The 17,224-nt window shown below is 38.2% G+C and carries 14 protein-coding genes and 2 pseudogenes; 2 read left to right on the forward strand and 14 right to left on the reverse strand.

Features of this window, described 5'->3' with window-relative positions; all coding sequences use genetic code 11:
• Both LQ50_RS18575 and LQ50_RS18580 read right to left on the reverse strand, forming a co-directional pair.
• Positions 1 to 605, reverse strand: a pseudogene (locus LQ50_RS18575) (MgtC/SapB family protein); the annotation flags it as partial.
• Positions 606 to 668: 63 nt separating this feature from the next.
• Positions 669 to 1,127 carry a hypothetical protein gene (locus tag LQ50_RS18580; protein ID WP_034632132.1) on the reverse strand — a complete coding sequence of 153 codons (459 nt, stop codon included), beginning with the start codon at positions 1,125 to 1,127 and terminating at the stop codon, positions 669 to 671.
• 149 nt (positions 1,128 to 1,276) lie between these two features.
• Here LQ50_RS18580 and LQ50_RS18585 point away from each other — a divergent pair, with 149 nt between their 5' ends.
• Both LQ50_RS18585 and LQ50_RS18590 read left to right on the forward strand, forming a co-directional pair.
• Positions 1,277 to 1,459, forward strand: coding sequence for a hypothetical protein (locus LQ50_RS18585; RefSeq protein WP_034632134.1), 183 nt, complete (start codon positions 1,277 to 1,279; stop codon positions 1,457 to 1,459).
• A 64-nt stretch (positions 1,460 to 1,523) separates the two neighbouring features.
• Positions 1,524 to 2,516 carry a tyrosine-type recombinase/integrase gene (locus LQ50_RS18590; protein WP_034632136.1) on the forward strand — a complete coding sequence of 331 codons (993 nt, stop codon included), beginning with the start codon at positions 1,524 to 1,526 and terminating at the stop codon, positions 2,514 to 2,516.
• A gap of 59 nt (positions 2,517 to 2,575) precedes the next feature.
• Here the strand turns inward: LQ50_RS18590 and hfq are convergent, their stop codons facing one another.
• The 12 genes and pseudogenes from hfq to LQ50_RS18650 form a co-directional block, all read right to left on the reverse strand.
• The gene (gene hfq / locus LQ50_RS18595) at positions 2,576 to 2,809 is read right to left on the reverse strand and encodes an RNA chaperone Hfq (RefSeq protein ID WP_034632138.1); all 234 of its coding nucleotides are present in this window, start codon (positions 2,807 to 2,809) and stop codon (positions 2,576 to 2,578) included.
• A gap of 30 nt (positions 2,810 to 2,839) precedes the next feature.
• Positions 2,840 to 3,784, reverse strand: a complete 945-nt coding sequence (miaA, locus tag LQ50_RS18600) for a tRNA (adenosine(37)-N6)-dimethylallyltransferase MiaA (protein WP_034632140.1) — start codon at positions 3,782 to 3,784, stop codon at positions 2,840 to 2,842.
• A gap of 43 nt (positions 3,785 to 3,827) precedes the next feature.
• On the reverse strand, positions 3,828 to 4,607 hold the full coding sequence (locus LQ50_RS18605) for a class I SAM-dependent methyltransferase (RefSeq protein ID WP_034632142.1): 780 nt from the start codon (positions 4,605 to 4,607) through the stop codon (positions 3,828 to 3,830).
• 340 nt (positions 4,608 to 4,947) lie between these two features.
• Complete coding sequence (gene mutL / locus LQ50_RS18610) at positions 4,948 to 6,855, reverse strand: DNA mismatch repair endonuclease MutL (RefSeq protein WP_034632143.1); 1,908 nt, start codon at positions 6,853 to 6,855, stop codon at positions 4,948 to 4,950.
• 20 nt (positions 6,856 to 6,875) lie between these two features.
• Positions 6,876 to 9,473, reverse strand: a complete 2,598-nt coding sequence (gene mutS / locus LQ50_RS18615) for a DNA mismatch repair protein MutS (protein ID WP_034632145.1) — start codon at positions 9,471 to 9,473, stop codon at positions 6,876 to 6,878.
• 136 nt (positions 9,474 to 9,609) lie between these two features.
• A complete protein-coding gene (locus tag LQ50_RS18620) occupies positions 9,610 to 10,173 on the reverse strand; it encodes an outer spore coat protein CotE (protein ID WP_034632146.1) in 564 nt (187 codons plus the stop codon).
• Positions 10,174 to 10,539: 366 nt separating this feature from the next.
• Complete coding sequence (locus tag LQ50_RS18625; RefSeq protein ID WP_034632148.1) at positions 10,540 to 10,968, reverse strand: YlbF/YmcA family competence regulator; 429 nt, start codon at positions 10,966 to 10,968, stop codon at positions 10,540 to 10,542.
• Positions 10,968 to 12,577, reverse strand: a pseudogene (miaB, locus tag LQ50_RS18630) (tRNA (N6-isopentenyl adenosine(37)-C2)-methylthiotransferase MiaB). Before miaB ends, LQ50_RS18625 begins: the two are co-directional and overlap by 1 nt.
• A 400-nt stretch (positions 12,578 to 12,977) precedes the next feature.
• Positions 12,978 to 13,844: a 2-oxoacid:ferredoxin oxidoreductase subunit beta gene (locus tag LQ50_RS18635; protein ID WP_034632150.1), complete on the reverse strand. Its 867-nt coding sequence runs from the start codon at positions 13,842 to 13,844 to the stop codon at positions 12,978 to 12,980.
• A complete protein-coding gene (locus LQ50_RS18640; protein ID WP_034632152.1) occupies positions 13,845 to 15,608 on the reverse strand; it encodes a 2-oxoacid:acceptor oxidoreductase subunit alpha in 1,764 nt (587 codons plus the stop codon). It lies immediately after the preceding gene.
• 312 nt (positions 15,609 to 15,920) lie between these two features.
• Positions 15,921 to 16,181, reverse strand: coding sequence for a stage V sporulation protein S (locus LQ50_RS18645; RefSeq protein ID WP_034632153.1), 261 nt, complete (start codon positions 16,179 to 16,181; stop codon positions 15,921 to 15,923).
• A gap of 171 nt (positions 16,182 to 16,352) precedes the next feature.
• Complete coding sequence (locus LQ50_RS18650; protein WP_034632156.1) at positions 16,353 to 17,147, reverse strand: TIGR00282 family metallophosphoesterase; 795 nt, start codon at positions 17,145 to 17,147, stop codon at positions 16,353 to 16,355.
• Positions 17,148 to 17,224: the final 77 nt, after the last annotated feature.

The following is a 17,224-nucleotide window of genomic DNA, read 5'->3' on the forward strand; positions in this document are numbered from 1 at the left end:
GTTGATTGCCACTATCTAGATCTCGTATTTTTATATTCCGAATTTTAATCTACCCCTTTTATTTTTCCATTTAGTCCTTCTCTCTTTTCTATTGCTTGTAGTAGATCAGTCATTATATAATTCGGCTCCATAACAATTTTTGCAAAAACATCTCGTTCTCTTAAGGCGCTCGGACCAATCAACTTGATGATAACAGGAACAATATTGACGGCAATAATAAAGAGAACAACCGCAACTAAAGAGGCAAAATAGAGCCCTACTCCTACAGCAATACCAAGCCCTGATGCTGACCAAATCATCGCCGCACTTGTTAAACCGGAAATGACATCATTGCTCCTCCTTAATATCACTCCCGCTCCTAAAAAACCGACTCCGCTAACAATTTGAGCCGTTAAACGCATTGGATCCATAGCGCTGAAAGTAGGGGTTGCAAAAAGATGAAATGCCTCGATCGACACAATTGTAACTAGACAACTAGCCACACTAATGACCATACACGTCTTCAGTCCAAGAGGTTTATGTTTTAATTGCCGGTCTATCCCTATTAACATTCCAAGAAACAATGCTAGGCTCAATTTTCCAACAATCACAAAATCAAAAGACATTTCCTTCCCCTTTCCTCCAACACAGCCTTGTTCTAATTGCTATTAGCTACACAATCCATTTCCCTAATCACTTACCTTATTTTCAAAATAGTATTGAAACCCATACATAAGAACGGATTTTAATAAGAAAAGTAACGATAATTGATACCTTTTCAAGCGTACTAATGACACATACTTAATTTTGGTAAGCCAAGGAATGAGAAGGTATGTGAAAAAACCATCCACAACTAAATTTAAAACTAAGTAACGAAAAAATTTACCATAAGTAAATTTCAATATCCAAATGGATCCAATAAAAAAGGGACCGATTATTAACGGGATAATCCCCCATACTTTTGGATGAATTTTTGCATAAAATGTCCACCATCTTCTTTTTTCAGCAATCGACGCTTCAAACAATAAGTAAATGGACATAAATATTGTACCAGGCAAAAATTTCTTAAAGTCATGTTTTACTAAAAATGGGACCGTAAGCCAAGGTAAGATGATCATAAGAAGATTGAAAATTTTAGGGTATTTCATACGAATTTCCTTCCTTTTTCCTTTATAATCCCATTTATCGTAAACATTTATTAGTTTCTGACTAATTTTTTCACAAAAAAATAATTTCTTGTTCTGAAACGCGTTCCACGCTTTACCATTATGGTAGTTACTTAAAGGAGGGCTATTTCATGGAAATGTTGAGTGGATTCGCTAGTTTATTAAGTTTGTGTTTCATCATTTTATTATTTGCAGGGGGGATTACGTCTTCAAACCCTGAGAAGTTAAATGTTAAGAAAAATGAACCTTATCATTACATTTTTCATTCCCACGTATTCGAGGAAAAAGAGCATGATAAAAACTTCCCATCATAATAGCTTGTTGTGCAGGAATATTAATAAATACATCAAATAGTATCAATAAGGAAGGGGTGTTACAATGGAATATTTGTTTCCTTCATTTATTGACAGCTATATTGATGAATTAGCAGCAAAAGGTAGAAAAGATTCAACAATACGACGCTATATGTATGATTTGAATGATTTTTCATACTGGCTCCATAAAGCCCGTTCAACTACAGAAGAAATTAATTGGAAGTCCATCACAAAAGAGGAGCTCGAGCTTTTCTTTCATGATTTGATGGAAGTGAGAAAGTACAATGTACGAACGATTAGGCGTATCCATAGTGTTTTACGACAAGTATATCAGTACCGAAAAACATTGGGACAAAGTGAATTAAGTCCGATGTCTGAAATTGAGCCGCCAGAACTTTCCTCAGGGCCACTAGTAGAATCAGACTGGTTACGCTATCAGGAGCAATCACAGTTACTTACTTGTTTATCATCAACAAATGGATTATCAAATCAACAACTCGATGTATTTCATTTTTATAAAGAACGAAATGAATTCATCGTTCGGTTATTTCTAAATTATGGTCTTACATTACATGAAGTCCAGCAACTGTCCATGAAAGATATTAAATTTGAACGGAACGAACTCTACATTCAAGATGACAACAGAGTTATTGTTTTGGACGAAAAACATAAACAATTAGCTTACAGTTATTTTAAGACCATTCCAGAACCAGTTAGGCCTCGCTTTTATAGTGAAGATCCATTGATTGTTTCTTTTGATTTTAAGCGTAAAACGTTTCATTGGTCTTATGAGGAAGACCAACCTAAAAGGATGTCTATGATCGCCATTCAAAAAATGGTTCGTATGGAAGTAAAGCGCGCACAATTACGTAAAGGCATTAGTGCTCAAACCCTTAGAAACACCTTTATTTTAGCTACACTATTAAACGGAAAAACATCAGAAGAATTGGTTCAGAGGATTGGCTATACAACACCTTTATCAATGAATCGTTATCTCAGTACCATTCAATCTATCACAGATGAACAAAAGCAACGTTTACTAGCGGCATCAGTTTGACCTTTCATTATTAATTTTAAATATACCCACAAGAACAAGAAAAAGCGCCATTTAGGCGCTTATTCTTGTTCTTCTGACTTCAATTGGACATTACGCTGTGGTGCAAATGTAGAAATAGCATGCTTATACACAAGCTGCTGTTTCCCTTCGGTTTCTAAAATGACCGTAAAGTTGTCAAAGCCTTTAATTAATCCACGAATTTGAAACCCGTTTGTTAAAAAGACCGTAACAGAAATATTATCTTTACGTAATTGGTTTAAAAATTGATCTTGAATATTAATAGGTTGCTTCATCGGGGTGTCCTCCTCTAATTGACTCTCTCTTTATTTCGATATGAATGTCAATTTTCCTTCAATAAATGAACAAATTTCCTGGAAATTTTGGTCGGTTAATCCATTAGACATGTCAAACCATGTCGCATCTGTTTTATTACGAAACCATGTTAATTGCCTTTTAGCGTATCGTCTTGAGTTTTGCTTTAAAGATTCCACAGCGCCTTCTAATGACATAAGCCCATCAAAATAAGTATAAAGCTCTTTATAACCAATTGCTTGCACTGATTGACAATCTCGTATGCCACGGTCATATAACGACCTTGCCTCTTCTAACAATCCTTCTTCCATCATTAAGTCAACACGTTTATTAATCCGTTCGTAAAGCATTTCGCGTTCCATCGTTAAACCAATCAACGCTAACGAATACGGGGATTCTTCTTCTTTCTCTTCCAATTGTTGGTCAGAGAAAGGCCTCCCTGTAACGTGTGTGACTTCAAGTGCTCGAATGACGCGCCGTACATTATTAGGGTGAATGAGTTGTGCAGCATTTGGATCGACTTGTTTGAGACGGTTATGTAATTGTTCATTTCCAATCTTGGTTACTAATTGCTCTAGTTCTTTTCGATATCGTTCATCAGTCGGTATCGATTCAAACTGATATTGTTTTGTAATCGCATTTACATAGAGACCTGTTCCACCTACTAAAAGTGGGGTATGACCGTTATCATTGATCTCTGAAATAAGAGGAATGCATCTATCTTGAAACTCGGCAACGGAAAATGGCTCAATTGGATCCAATATATCAATTAAATGGTGGCGAACACCCTCTTGTTCCTCCGCGGTCACCTTCGCCGTACCAATATCCATACCTTTATATACTTGCATCGAATCTCCACTAATAACTTCGCCTTTATATTTCTTTGCTAAGTTAATACTCAATGCTGTTTTTCCAACTGCTGTTGGACCGACAATTACAATTAACTGTTCTTTCATCATCTTCTCCCTATTCCTTGGAATTCAAACGTTCGTACAATGATTAATTTGAAATCGTTATAAACCCGTAATGAAACGTTGAGTGTTGTCTCTTCATAACTTGAAATCCGTAGCGATTAAAACGTTTACTCTCGTAATGATCTTTAAGAACAACTCGGGATCTGCTTACACGTATCGCCTCATCTATTATCTCATTTGATAAATCGTCATGACATGCAAACTGTTTTAATCCCTTTATACCAGTTGAAGTAGATAAATGTTGCTCGAACATAGGATCAAAATAAACAACATCATACGAATGATCAGCTAGATTTTGAAGATAGTCTTTATGATGGGCATGTATCACTTCAATCCTTCTCATGGCTTTAAGCATAAAATCTCCACCATCTTGCCAGGTACGAAGGCCTTGCCGGACAATACTAGCAAGCGCCTGATTGGCCTCTAAACCGGTCACTCTTCCAGTTTCTCCTACTACCACTTGGGCAACTAAACTATCAGAGGCTAATCCTAATGTGCAATCAAGAAATGACATTCCTTTAGAAAGATCAGCTGCAGCAACCAACGGATCATAGTTTGTTTTTTGAAATTGCTTTACTCGAAACATAGCAGAATTTGGGTGATAAAAAAAGGGCTCTCCGCCATCTTGTGAATAAAGTACTACTTTCCCCTTCCCCACAACAAGGACATCCTCTTTGTAGAGCTGAAGTAAGTCTTGAACAGAAGCTTCATTTCGACGAATATATCGACTAGCTAATTCCAAGCTAAATTGCTGTGCTTTTTCCTCTAATACGTCTACACCTTTTCTTGCTGTAGTAATGATCATATCTATATCCCCTATGTAGTTGTTATTGAGTTAGTTAAAACTTAAAACCTAGAGCTTTTTGAGAGCGAATAGTGCGTTGGCTTCTCTCGCCGTGCGCCTTTTTTAGAAAGTTCACTCAAAAGGCTTAAAACATTACGGCGGCTCCGCTCAACGCTTCGAGTTCAAAGAAAAAGGTAAAAACCGACCTTTTTCTTTACATGTGCGTAGAACGTGTGCGTTGGCTTCTCTCGCCGTGCGCCTTTTGAGAAAGTTCACTCAAAAGGCTTAAAACATTACGGCGGCTCCGCTCAACGCTTCGAGTTCAAAGAAAAAGGTAAAAACCGACCTTTTTCTTTGAACTCTACATCACTCGTTTGAACATTTTTTCTAGGGCGTAGGTTGAGAAGTGGACTAGGATTGGGCGGCCGTGTGGGCAGGTGAATGGGTCGCTGCTTTTTCGGAGCGATTCAAGCAGGGCAAACATCTCGTCTTGACGGAGATGACGATTTGCTTTGATTGCTGCCTTGCAGGACATTAAAATTGCTGCTTCCTCCCGAAGTTTTGCCAGGTTTACTTTTCGATGTTCTAGCAAGTAGTCGATAATTTCACGAATTGTCTCTTCCTCCTGCCCCTTTGGAAGCCAAGTTGGGTGTGAACGAATGACAAACGCTTGAGTACCAAATCGCTCTGGAAAAACGCCAACAGCGTGAAGATCATCGATATGTTCGTTTATCGTTGCAAACTCCTGTGCCGTACATTCTAGTGTAATTGGAACAAGCAATTCTTGAACGTGCGGACTCACTTCCGCGACTTTGTCTCTAAAAAACTCATACTTCACACGTTCCTGAGCTGCGTGTTGATCTATTAAATACATTCCTGTCTCATTTTGTGCAATTATATACGTCCCATGCATTTGACCGACAGGATAAAGAACCGGTACTCTCTCTGTTACCTCTGTTACCGTTTCTTGTCCGACTGTTTCTTCCATTACCTCCATTGATTCTTCTTCTTGCTCAATAGCTGTTGCAGTGCTCTCATGCTGACTTGCAGCAGTCTGCTCATAATCTTGAGGCCTTTGCTGATCCACTTTGCTATCTTGGTTCACATCATCATTTACTTCAAAATAGGAAGAAGTTTTATCTTGCCACGTTTTATTTTCTTTTACTTGTAGTCCTACATTTACGGATTCAACTTGGGCTGGCTTTTCAAAATCAAACGATACTTGTTCACTTTTTAAGCTTGAAAAATTTGTTCGCTTTCTCGTATCTGCTTCAGGAATCAATGTTTCGGATTCAAATATTTGTTTGATCGATTGAGTAATCAATTGACCTAATTCCTCTTCTTTACTTAAACGTACTTCCAGTTTCGATGGATGAACATTGACATCAATTAATTTGGGATCCATTTCTATAGAAAGTACGACAAGAGGATAACGACCAATAGGTAATAATGTATGATAACCATCTTGTATCGCTCTAGCAAGTGCATAATTACGAATATACCTGCCATTAACGAAAATAGACATATACTGTCTAGACGCTCTTGTTAATTCTGGCAAAGCTACAAAACCACTGAGTTCATAATCTAGTGACTCACCTTCAATAGGTTTTACCTTTTTGGCGACGTTTCTTCCATAAATTGAAGCAATTACTTGCCGAATGTCACCATTACCTGAGGTTTTTAATACTTCTTTTCCATGATGAGAATACTCAAAAGCTACATGAGGATGCGCTAGGGCAAGTCGATTAATAATATCACTCACATTCCCAGCTTCTGTATGGACCGTTTTTAAATATTTTAATCTTGCTGGCGTATTATAAAAGAGATTCGTCACCGTAATCTCTGTTCCTTTTCGCGCCTTCGCAACCTTCTTATGCTTAATCACACCGCCTTCTAACACAATTTCTGTACCTGGCCCAACACCGGTGCTCCTAGTTAAAGACACATGGGCTACAGAAGCTATACTCGGCAATGCTTCCCCCCGGAATCCTAATGTCCCGATTTGAAACAAATCGCGATCCGTTCGAATCTTACTAGTTGCATGACGATAAAAGGCTGTTTCCACATCATCCTCATCAATTCCATCCCCATTATCTACAATACGAATTGACGCTAACCCACCTTCTTCAATCTCAACAACAATGTGAGTACTATTGGCATCAAGAGCATTTTCCACTAATTCTTTGACAATTGATGCAGGGCGTTCGACAACTTCACCCGCAGCAATTTTATTGGATAACGCATCATCAAGCTTTATGATTTTTGTCATCGAACCCCTCCTACTTCGTTTTATTTTAATAATCGTTGCAGTTCATTGATAAATTGAATAGCTTCAATTGGTGTCATGTGAAGAACGTCTTTTTTCACAAGCTTCTTCAATACTTTTTCTTCTTGCCCAGTAAGTGTATCAGAAACACTCTTTTCTACCTTTGCCTCTTCTTCAGCAGCAAAAAGTGTTAATTGTTGCTCAGAAAAAGGAGGATGTTGTGCTTGATTAGTCCATTGAGCTTGCGTGCCTTCTTCAAATTGCTTTAATAATGTTTCAGCACGCTCCGTTACCTGTGATGGCAACTCTGCTAGTTCTGCAACATAGATCCCGTAACTTCGATCAGCTTGTCCATCGATCACTTTATGCAAGAACACAACCGTTCCGTTTTCTTCCACCGCTGATACGTGAACATTTTGTAAATCGGCTAATTCTTTATCCAATTGTGTTAATTCATGATAATGTGTTGAAAAAAGAGTCTTCGCACGAACAGTGTCATGAATGTATTCAATAATGGCTTGTGCTAATGCCATCCCATCATACGTAGATGTTCCTCGGCCAATTTCATCAAGCAAAATTAAGCTATTTTGTGTAGCTTTTGTTAGTGCATAACGAGTCTCTAGCATTTCAACCATAAATGTACTCTGCCCACTAGCAAGGTCATCTGCTGCTCCAATTCTTGTAAATACTTGATCGAAAATTGGTAATTCACATGATGTTGCTGGAACGTAACAACCAATTTGTGCCATGACGGCAAGCAAGGCTAACTGACGCATATAAGTACTTTTCCCTGCCATATTCGGCCCAGTTATTAATAACATTTCTCGCCCTTTTGTCATGTGAACGTCGTTTGCAACATACTGTCCTTTTTCAATCACGGTTTCAACTACAGGATGACGCCCATCGACAATCGCAATGTCTCTCTTTTTTGAAAAGGTTGGTTTTACATAATGGCGTTGTTCACTTACTGTCGCAAATCCCGCAAGTACATCAATTTCACTGATGGAATGTGCCAATGTTTGAATGAATGGTAAAAATTGTTTGGCCTCTTCTCTTACCGAAACAAACAAATCATATTCAAGTTGTTCCATTTTTTCTTCAGCTTCTAAAATTAACGCTTCTTTTTCTTTAAGTTCAGGTGTGATATAGCGTTCTGCATTCGTTAATGTTTGCTTTCGCTCATAACGACCTTCGTGTAATAAATGAGTATTGGCTCTTGTCACTTCAATATAATAACCAAATACTTTGTTAAAGCCGATTTTCAAAGTACGAATCCCGGTTTCTTGTCTCTCTTTTTGCTCGAGTTCAGCAATCCACTGCTTTCCATTTTTACTTGCATCACGATACGTATCTAATTCTTCATGATAACCAGGTCGGATCATTCCACCTTCTGTCACAGAGATAGGCGGGTCCTCTACTAAGCTACGATCTAGAAGTTCAATTAATTCAAAAACTTGATCTTCTTCGTGAAACCACTTACTAAGTAAAGATGGTACCATTTTTCCAACTAGTTCTTTTATTAATGGTATCTTTTCTAAGGAACGTTTTAATTGCACGAGTTCTCGCGCATTCACGCTACCATAAGCAATTCTCCCTGCTAGTCTTTCAAGGTCATACACATGTCGTAACTCATCACGCAATTCTTCGCGCTCAAAATAGAATTCAAGAAAAGAAGTGACGATCTTCAGTCGTTCCTCTATGCCAGATTGATCTATGAGAGGTCTCTCCAACCAATTTTTCACAAGTCTACCACCCATTGATGTTACCGTCTGATCGACAATTGCAAGCAAAGATCCTGCCTTCTTCTTTTCTCTAAGAGATTCCGTCAACTCTAAGTTTCTCTTCGTATGAGTATCCATTTTCATAAAAGAATCAAAGTGATAGTAGGTTACTCTTTGTAAATGGTTTAATGACCGTTTTTGAGTTCGGATTAAGTACTGAAGCAACCTAGCAAAACTCATTTTTAATTTTTCAGACTGTAAATCTTCGCAAAGGTTCATGTAATCTTGATCTAGTTCTACCTTATCTTCATAAGAAACCGTAACCGGACACTTTTCGATAATTCGTTTCAAAGTCGTCTCATCTAAATCAGAGGCAACCACTAACTCCTTTGTGCCTGAACTTGCAATATCATGAATGACATCTTCAAGAGCATCACCAATTAGCGTTGCAGCACATTCACCCGTTGTTAGGTCCGTTCTAGCAAGGCCAAATGATTGATCTTCAAATGCCGTCAATGCTACTAAATAATTGTTTTCTTTTTCCTTAATGACATTTCCATTCATCATCGTCCCAGGTGTAAGCATCTTAACTACTTCTCGTTTTACAACACCCTTTGCCTCTTTTGGATCCTCTACTTGTTCACACAAGGCAATTTTATAGCCTTTTTCAATTAAACGTGACATGTATTGATCAGCAGAATGATAAGGCACACCACACATCGGTATTCTATCTTCACCTTGTCCTCTACCAGTTAACGTTATTTCTAATTCTTGGGCTGCAAGCTTAGCATCTTCAAAAAACAACTCGTAAAAATCTCCGAGACGAAAAAATAAAAAGGCATCTTGATGCTGTGCCTTTATTTCTAAGTATTGTTTCATCATTGGGGTAATCTGTGCCATCATATCCTCCACCGTACATAATTATTACGGTTTATTATATCATAGCTTCTATTAATCTCGCATTAGGGAGTCTTTTACTGTATCGATGGCTCTTCAAAAAAAATGAGAGCAAACCTCCACGGCTTGCTCTCCCGTCTTATTTATCAAATTCACTGTGTAAGAAATTTGGATCAAGACGCTCATACTCCTCATCACTTACATCATCTGCCGCTTGTGAACTAGGAAAATCTTCTAATAGACCATCAGAATTGACTGCTACAGCAACCTTTGTTTCCCCAATGCATTCTACAAGGAACTCACGCTCTACCTGCACATCAACATTTGCACCATTTTCTGAGATTGTTGCTTCTAACGTATTTGGTTGCTGTACAGCTCTTGCAATCACATCCATTTCATCAGAGAGGATATTTTCATCCTGCATAGAAAGTGGAATAACATCAGAGTAAGTAACGGTTTGTGTTGCAACATCTGTCTTCGTATTTTTATTATACGAGAACCAAACGTTGATATCGTAGCTTCCTTGCACCACTACAGAGTCGCCCTTCTTATCTGCTGAATACTTATGATTAATAATCCAGCAGCCTAGAATGCTTGACGGTCTGTGTGAAGGGCTAATCGTATGAGTTGCTTCTGAGAACTTACGACCTTTTCCACATACCGCTTTTGTAATAATTTCACGATAGTTAAATTTTTGAGACATGAAACAAAACCCTCCTCTTTCTCATATCATATCGAGTTGTCGGTCGCTTGTGTCGGCTCCTCGCATGCCAAATTCGCTCCGCCAAATGCTTCACTGTCATCCTATGCAGGGCGAATAACCAATGTGCGAAAAAAAGAATGAAAGATGATAGCAAAGCGTTATCTATATCACGTTATGTTGAGGTTACAAAGTTTAGTACATCTATCGAGAAAAGTTCTGAAAAATATTAAGGCGCCTTCCAACTGACAAGGTATTTCCTATAAGCTACTTATTATTTAAACCTTTCGCCTTTTCTTATATTTATTTGGAAAAATTGAAAAAAGAACTATTCATTGAGTTGAATAGTTCTTTTTATAAAAACTTTAATTATTGACAACCACCATCAAAATAAGGATTTTTTGTTGTGGTTCCTTTCAACACATCTCCCCCCATTGAAGTAATAATCTCTTCTGTCACCGTTTTGGAAATCGTATTTGAAACCATCTGTAACAATTCATTAACTTCGATTTGACTCGATTTGAACTCTTGTACTAACGGAATCGAATCAACCTCTTCGTGCAAAGCATCAATTTTTGCTTCCACTTCTTTTAATGCTTCTGTTTTTCCATAATGTTGAAGGTTCACTGCTTCTTTTTGAAGCTTTTTAATTTGAGCAATTAACTCTTGTACTTTTAAATGCTCATTGATTTGTTTTTCAGCTCGTTTAAAGAAATCTACTTCTTCTGTTTCTGCCATCATCTTTGCTAATTCTTTAGCTTTATTACGAATATCTTCTCTTGTGTATGTTGTTGTCATCACTGTTTTACCTCCGCCATTTCGACCATTTCACCATTTAAAGACCATGTTTTTGCTTCTGTAACTTTAACATAAACAATTTTACCAATCACCGATTTAGGAGCGACAAAATTCACTAAACGATTGGTTCTTGTACGACCAGCTAAAACGTCTGGATTTTTTTTGCTTTCACCTTCTACTAAAACTTCAACAATTTGGTCTTGGTAATCAAGGTTTTTCTTCGCTGAAATTTCATTCACTAGCGCATTTAACCTGCCTAGACGCTCACGTTTTACTTCCATTGGAACATTGTCTTTCATTTTTGCCGCTGGTGTTCCTTCACGAGGAGAATAAATATACGTATACGCACTATCAAATTCAATCTCTCTTACAAGAGAAAGAGTCTCTTCAAATTGTTCTTCTGTCTCATTCGGGAATCCAACAATTAAGTCTGTAGTAAATGATGCGTTAGGAATCGCCATTTTTATTTTATGAGCAAGCTCTACATATTGCTCACGAGTATATTTTCTAGCCATCAGCTTCAAAATCTCAGAGTTTCCGTGCTGCACAGGCAAATGAATATGCTCAACTAAATTTCCACCTTTTGAAAGCACAGAAATTAAGTGGTCATCAAAATCTCTTGGATGACTCGTTGTAAAACGAACACGAGGAATATCAATTTTATGAATTTCATCCATCAAGTGGCCAAGGCCATAATTCTTTCCTTCTAGATCTTTTCCGTATGCATTTACATTTTGTCCGAGCAATGTTATTTCCTTATAACCTTGTCTTGCCAAATCACGTACCTCTGCAATAATATCTTCAGGAAGACGGCTACGCTCTTTCCCACGTGTATAAGGAACAATACAGTACGTACAGAACTTATCACAGCCATACATAATATTTACCCAAGCTTGCGTTTTCCCTTGACGAGCTCGGGGCATATTTTCTACAATATCGCCTTCTTTAGACCAAACTTCAACAACCATTTCTTTCCCATAAATTGCATTTCTTAAAAGTTCCGGCAAGCGATGAATGTTATGCGTGCCGAAAATTAAATCAATGTGCTGATGCTTTTGCATGATGCGGTTTACAACTGATTCTTCCTGAGACATACAGCCACACACACCAACAATCAACTCTGGTCGTTCAACTTTTAATGCTTTTAAATGACCAATTTCACCAAACACTTTGTTTTCAGCATTTTCACGAATCGCACAAGTATTTAATAAAATAACATCCGCTTCCATTGTTTCCTCTGTTGATTCAAAGCCCATTTCTAATAGCAAACCAGCCATGTTCTCAGAATCATGTGTATTCATCTGGCAGCCATACGTACGAATCAGGAACTTCTTGCCCTTTCCAATTCCCTTCATTTCTTCAGGGATGAGACTGTCAGGTCGTATAACTTGTACATCCTCTTTTCCACGGCGCTTTCCTTGCTTATAGTCAGGTTGATCATATATAGAGATATCTCGCCCTTCAATGCGGATCACCTTTTTATTATCTTCCTCTGAAACCACTTTAGCATTTGAGAAATCAAAATACTTGCTATAGTCTTTTTTCTTTTTTCTTTATCTATAGGTTCATTTGTATTCCCTAAACGTCCTAGACGCTGATCTTCATTCATAGATAAAACTCCTTCCATCAAGCTTCTAAAAGCAAACAAATAGAAAGCTCACAATTTTAGTGAGCGAAATTTTGCATAGTTTCCTTCATACATTATACGTGGAACTTTCAAGAAACTCAATGAATCTTGTTTGTCTATCTTTTAACAAGTCGTTGCTTAGTGGGAAATTGACAAAAAGCCACCATCATTGTATAAGATTGGCGGCTTTGTTCATCTCTTCGATGAAAAAAACAAAAGGCGAAGCGACCCTGCGATACTAGTGCGATCATTGGTGCGATGGCTTCACTCGCCGTGCGCCTTTTGAGAAACCCGCTCAAAAGGCTTAAAACCGTTTACGGCGGCTTCGCTCATCGCTTCGCAGAAAGACCCAAAGGGAAAAGCGTCCTTTGGGTCTTTCTGCTTACATAAATTCTGTCATTAGTTCATTGAACTTTTCTTCGTTTATTTCTATATTTTGGTGAGCTAGTGGTTTTTCGTCGTAGGTATCGATTAACTCTTGGTATGATTTTTGTTCTGTGTTTTGATAGATGAGACCTGTTACTAGACCGTTATGTTCCATAAGTGTTTGCATAGCTGTCATCCGGTTGGATGGGTCGTAGTTTTCTACATCTGCGAGCTTCGTTATATTATTTTTAAACCAGTCATACGTGTTCACTTTGTTAAAGGTAACACACGGGCTAAATACATTAATGAGAGAGAATCCTTTATGATTGATCCCTTGTTCAATTAATGATGTTAACTCTTTTAAATCACTTGAGAAGCTTTGTGCTACAAACGTTGCCCCAGCTGTTAATGACATTTCCATTACATTCAGAGCGGATTCAATGGAGCCTCCTGGTGTACTCTTTGTTTTAAAGCCCATGTCACTTCGTGGTGATGTTTGGCCTTTCGTCAAACCGTAAATTTGATTGTCCATCACGATATACGTAACGTCAATGTTGCGGCGAATCGCGTGAATCGTATGGCCCATTCCAATCGCAAATCCATCTCCATCTCCACCAGATGCAATAACCGTTAAGTCACGGTTAGCCATTTTCACACCTTGGGCAATTGGTAGAGCTCGTCCATGAACACCGTGAAACCCATATGAATTAATGTAGCCTGATATACGACCAGAACAACCAATCCCTGAAATGACAGCAAGGTCGTCTGGTTCTAGACCAACATTTCCAGCAGCTCGCTGGATTGCAGCTTGGACAGAGAAGTCCCCACAACCAGGGCACCAGTTTGGCTTTACTTTGTTTCTAAAATCTTTAAATGTTGCCATCTAAACCAACTCCTTGCTTATGTCATGTAGTTCCTTACAGGTTTCATGTAATTCACCAGGTAAAAATGGATTTCCGTCATATTTCAACACATTTTCAATTTTCACATTCCCGACATTCATTTTTATAATGTTGGCTAATTGAGCTGTCGCATTGTTTTCAACTACAACTACTTTTTTTGCACGATCAATTAACGGCTTTAATTCATCTGTTGGGAATGGATGTAGTAACCGGATTTGTGCATGATTTACTTTAATTCCATCTTCTTCGAGTCTTGGCATGGCCTCTGCAATCGTTCCACGGGTGGAATTGACTCCAATCACCAATAAATCAGCCTCAGCATGTTTTGCATCTACAAAAAGAGGATCTTTAAACTGTTTTGGTAAGTTAGCTACTTTTCTCAGCCGTTTATCCATTTGACTCTTACGGTTTTCAGGACTTTCTGACGGTTTTCCTGTTTCGTCATGCTCAACACCCGTTACATGATGAATTCCATTTTTCATTCCTGGAATGACACGATTTGAAACACCTGTTTCTGTTAATTCATAGCGCTTGTAATATGCTTTGTCCTCACGCTCAGGAATTTCTTCTCCTACTTGCAACGCACCTCGACGAATTTCCACTTTACTATAATCAAGTGGTTCAACCGTTTGTTTGCCTAATGACAAGGCAAGGTCTGTTACTAAAATAACAGGACACTGATATTCTTCTGCTAGATTAAAAGCTTCAACAGTATCATAGAAAGCTTCCTCTACAGTACTTGGTGTGATAACTATTTTAGGGATATCTCCATGTGTACTATAAATCATTGCCATTAAATCTGATTGTTCTTGTTTCGTAGGTAATCCTGTACTTGGACCTCCGCGTTGAGTATCCATAATCACAAGAGGTTGTTCTGTCATGCCAGATAACCCAATCGCCTCAGCCATTAATGATAAACCTGGACCAGCTGAAGCTGTAAACGAACGTACCCCAGCATAGTTCGCACCGATGGCCATTGTACATGCAGCGATTTCATCTTCTGTTTGAATAACCGTACCACCAAACTCTGGCAACTTTTCAATCATATATTCCATAATTTCAGATGCAGGTGTAATTGGATACGCTGCCATGAAACGGCTTCCCGCTGCGATTGCGCCCATTCCAATTGCATCATTTCCGATCATAAACATTCGCTTCTTCCCATCAGCCGGAGCCAGTTGCAATTCAGGCATGTTTGCTCCTGCTTCTTTGCGGAAACAAGCTGCTCCTGCACGTATTGCCTCCATGTTCTTCTCAACAACACTTGCTCCCTTTTTCAAGAAAAGATCTTCAACAACATCCTGATACGTATCAGGAGCTAAACCAAGAATCGCACTTGAAGCACCAACAGCAACCATATTCTTCATTAAAGATGTGCCTAGCTCTGTAGCGATCTCTGTAAAAGGTACCGCATAAAGACGAACATCATAACCTTCAGTGACAACTGGATTAAATTTAGCATCGGCAATGATAATGCCATCTTCACGTAATTCATGAATATTCACATCAATTGTTTCTTGATCAAATGCCACTAAAATGTTTAAATCATCTGAAATTGAATTTAATGGAGTTGTACTTACACGAATCTTATTGTTCGTATGTCCCCCTTTAATACGCGAAGAAAAATGTCGATATCCAAATAAATAATATCCATGACGATTCAATGCAGAAGCAAAAATTTCACCTGTACTTTCAATTCCTTCCCCTTGCTGACCGCCAACTTTCCATGATAATTGCTCTCTCACACTCTCCACCCCTTGCTTGTCTATTAGACTAGAAACCGAAATATCAAATTATTCTTATAATATCACATTCCCGAGTAAGTTGCTAGACTTACTCTGCTATTACGATAGTTATATTATCTTAAACGTTCTTATAATAGTCCCAAATCAGCTAAAAAGCAAGACTTTTTAAAGACAAATACAAGAATCGAGTCTTAGTAAATTTGGATTATGTAATAATGATATTTTTTGTAAATCCACCTTTACGCTCGTATTTAGAACAATTAAAAAAACCTACTCACATCAAATGTAAGCAGGTTTTTTGTAGGAGCTTTGCTATCTTGGTTCAACGATTATCTTCATCGCTGTTCGTTCTTCTCCCTCAATTTGAATATCAGTAAAAGCCGGGATACAAACTAGATCAATACCACTGGGGGCAACAAATCCCCTCGCAATCGCAATCGCTTTTATTGATTGATTAAGCGCTCCTGCTCCTATTGCTTGAATTTCTGCCGCTCCCCGTTCACGAATGACTCCAGCTAACGCGCCAGCAACAGAGTTGGGGGTAGATTTTGCTGAAACTTTTAAGACTTCCATTTCTTGTACCTCCTCTTTATGTGAAAAGTGGGCTGTCCATGATTACGATCGTTTTCATGCATTCAACAGTGCAATTAGCAAACGATTGCTAATCGTACAAGATGTGAATCTAATTAATCTTATTTCAGAAAACCTATCCTTATTCCTAAAACTAAAAAATTTCTTACAAGATTACGTATAAAATGGGTGATCATCATTAATTAGGATTCGTTTCACTGACTTAGCAAGGCCAGTTTTTGGATCCAAGTCAATCACGACACCACTTAACTGCGCACGTCCCTCCGCTACCTCAAAACGTGCCGGTAAATTCGTTAAAAATTTATGCAGTACTGGTTCTTTTTCAACACCAAGGATTCCATCATATGGACCAGTCATACCAACATCCGTTAAAAAAGCTGTCCCTTTCGGCAATACTCGTTCATCTGAGGTCTGAACGTGCGTGTGAGTGCCTACTACAGCAGAGACACGTCCATCTAAATACCACCCCATTGCTTGCTTTTCACTAGTTGCTTCAGCATGAAAATCAACAAAAATATATGGCGTTCTCTCTTTAATCTCCTCTAAGATCTCATCCATTTTTGTAAATGGACAATCAATCGGCTGTAAAAAGGTTCTACCCATAACATTAACAACAGCAATTTCAATATCGTTTATTTTCACAAGAGTATAGCCTTTTCCTGGAACTCCTGTAGGATAATTAGCCGGTCTGATTAATGCTTTTGCACGATCTATAAATTCAAAAATTTCTCGATTATCCCACGAGTGATTTCCAAGTGTAACGACTTGTGCTCCTGCATCTAAAAAACCTTTGTATATCTTTTCTGTAATACCTTTACCAGAAGCCGCATTTTCACCATTAATGATCGTAATGGTCGGTTTGTACGTTTGTTTTAGTTTCATTGTATACTCTTTAATCATCTTCCGGCCGGGCGCTCCAACGACATCACCAATAAATAAAATTCTCATAATAACTCCTTCACTTTATGTACTTTGCCTATATTATTAGCTATTATTCCTTTGTAAAAACAAATAAAGTGGCGAGA

The organism is Halalkalibacter okhensis (assembly GCF_000787375.1).
GTDB classification, from domain to species: Bacteria; Bacillota; Bacilli; order Bacillales; family Bacillaceae_D; genus Halalkalibacter; species Halalkalibacter okhensis.

What these genes read in the sequence shown, in the direction of transcription:
- LQ50_RS18620 (WP_034632146.1), bottom strand. Translation starts at nt 10,173, where the DNA reads ATGTCTCAAAAATTTAACTATCGTGAAATTATTACAAAAGCGGTATGT.
- miaA (WP_034632140.1), bottom strand. Translation starts at nt 3,784, where the DNA reads ATGAAAGAACAGTTAATTGTAATTGTCGGTCCAACAGCAGTTGGAAAA.
- LQ50_RS18590 (WP_034632136.1), top strand. Translation starts at nt 1,524, where the DNA reads ATGGAATATTTGTTTCCTTCATTTATTGACAGCTATATTGATGAATTA.
- mutS (WP_034632145.1), bottom strand. Translation starts at nt 9,473, where the DNA reads ATGGCACAGATTACCCCAATGATGAAACAATACTTAGAAATAAAGGCA.
- hfq (WP_034632138.1), bottom strand. Translation starts at nt 2,809, where the DNA reads ATGAAGCAACCTATTAATATTCAAGATCAATTTTTAAACCAATTACGT.
- LQ50_RS18645 (WP_034632153.1), bottom strand. Translation starts at nt 16,181, where the DNA reads ATGGAAGTCTTAAAAGTTTCAGCAAAATCTACCCCCAACTCTGTTGCT.
- mutL (WP_034632143.1), bottom strand. Translation starts at nt 6,855, where the DNA reads ATGACAAAAATCATAAAGCTTGATGATGCGTTATCCAATAAAATTGCT.
- LQ50_RS18585 (WP_034632134.1), top strand. Translation starts at nt 1,277, where the DNA reads ATGGAAATGTTGAGTGGATTCGCTAGTTTATTAAGTTTGTGTTTCATC.
- LQ50_RS18605 (WP_034632142.1), bottom strand. Translation starts at nt 4,607, where the DNA reads ATGATCATTACTACAGCAAGAAAAGGTGTAGACGTATTAGAGGAAAAA.
- LQ50_RS18635 (WP_034632150.1), bottom strand. Translation starts at nt 13,844, where the DNA reads ATGGCAACATTTAAAGATTTTAGAAACAAAGTAAAGCCAAACTGGTGC.
- LQ50_RS18580 (WP_034632132.1), bottom strand. Translation starts at nt 1,127, where the DNA reads ATGAAATACCCTAAAATTTTCAATCTTCTTATGATCATCTTACCTTGG.
- LQ50_RS18625 (WP_034632148.1), bottom strand. Translation starts at nt 10,968, where the DNA reads ATGACAACAACATACACAAGAGAAGATATTCGTAATAAAGCTAAAGAA.
- LQ50_RS18650 (WP_034632156.1), bottom strand. Translation starts at nt 17,147, where the DNA reads ATGAGAATTTTATTTATTGGTGATGTCGTTGGAGCGCCCGGCCGGAAG.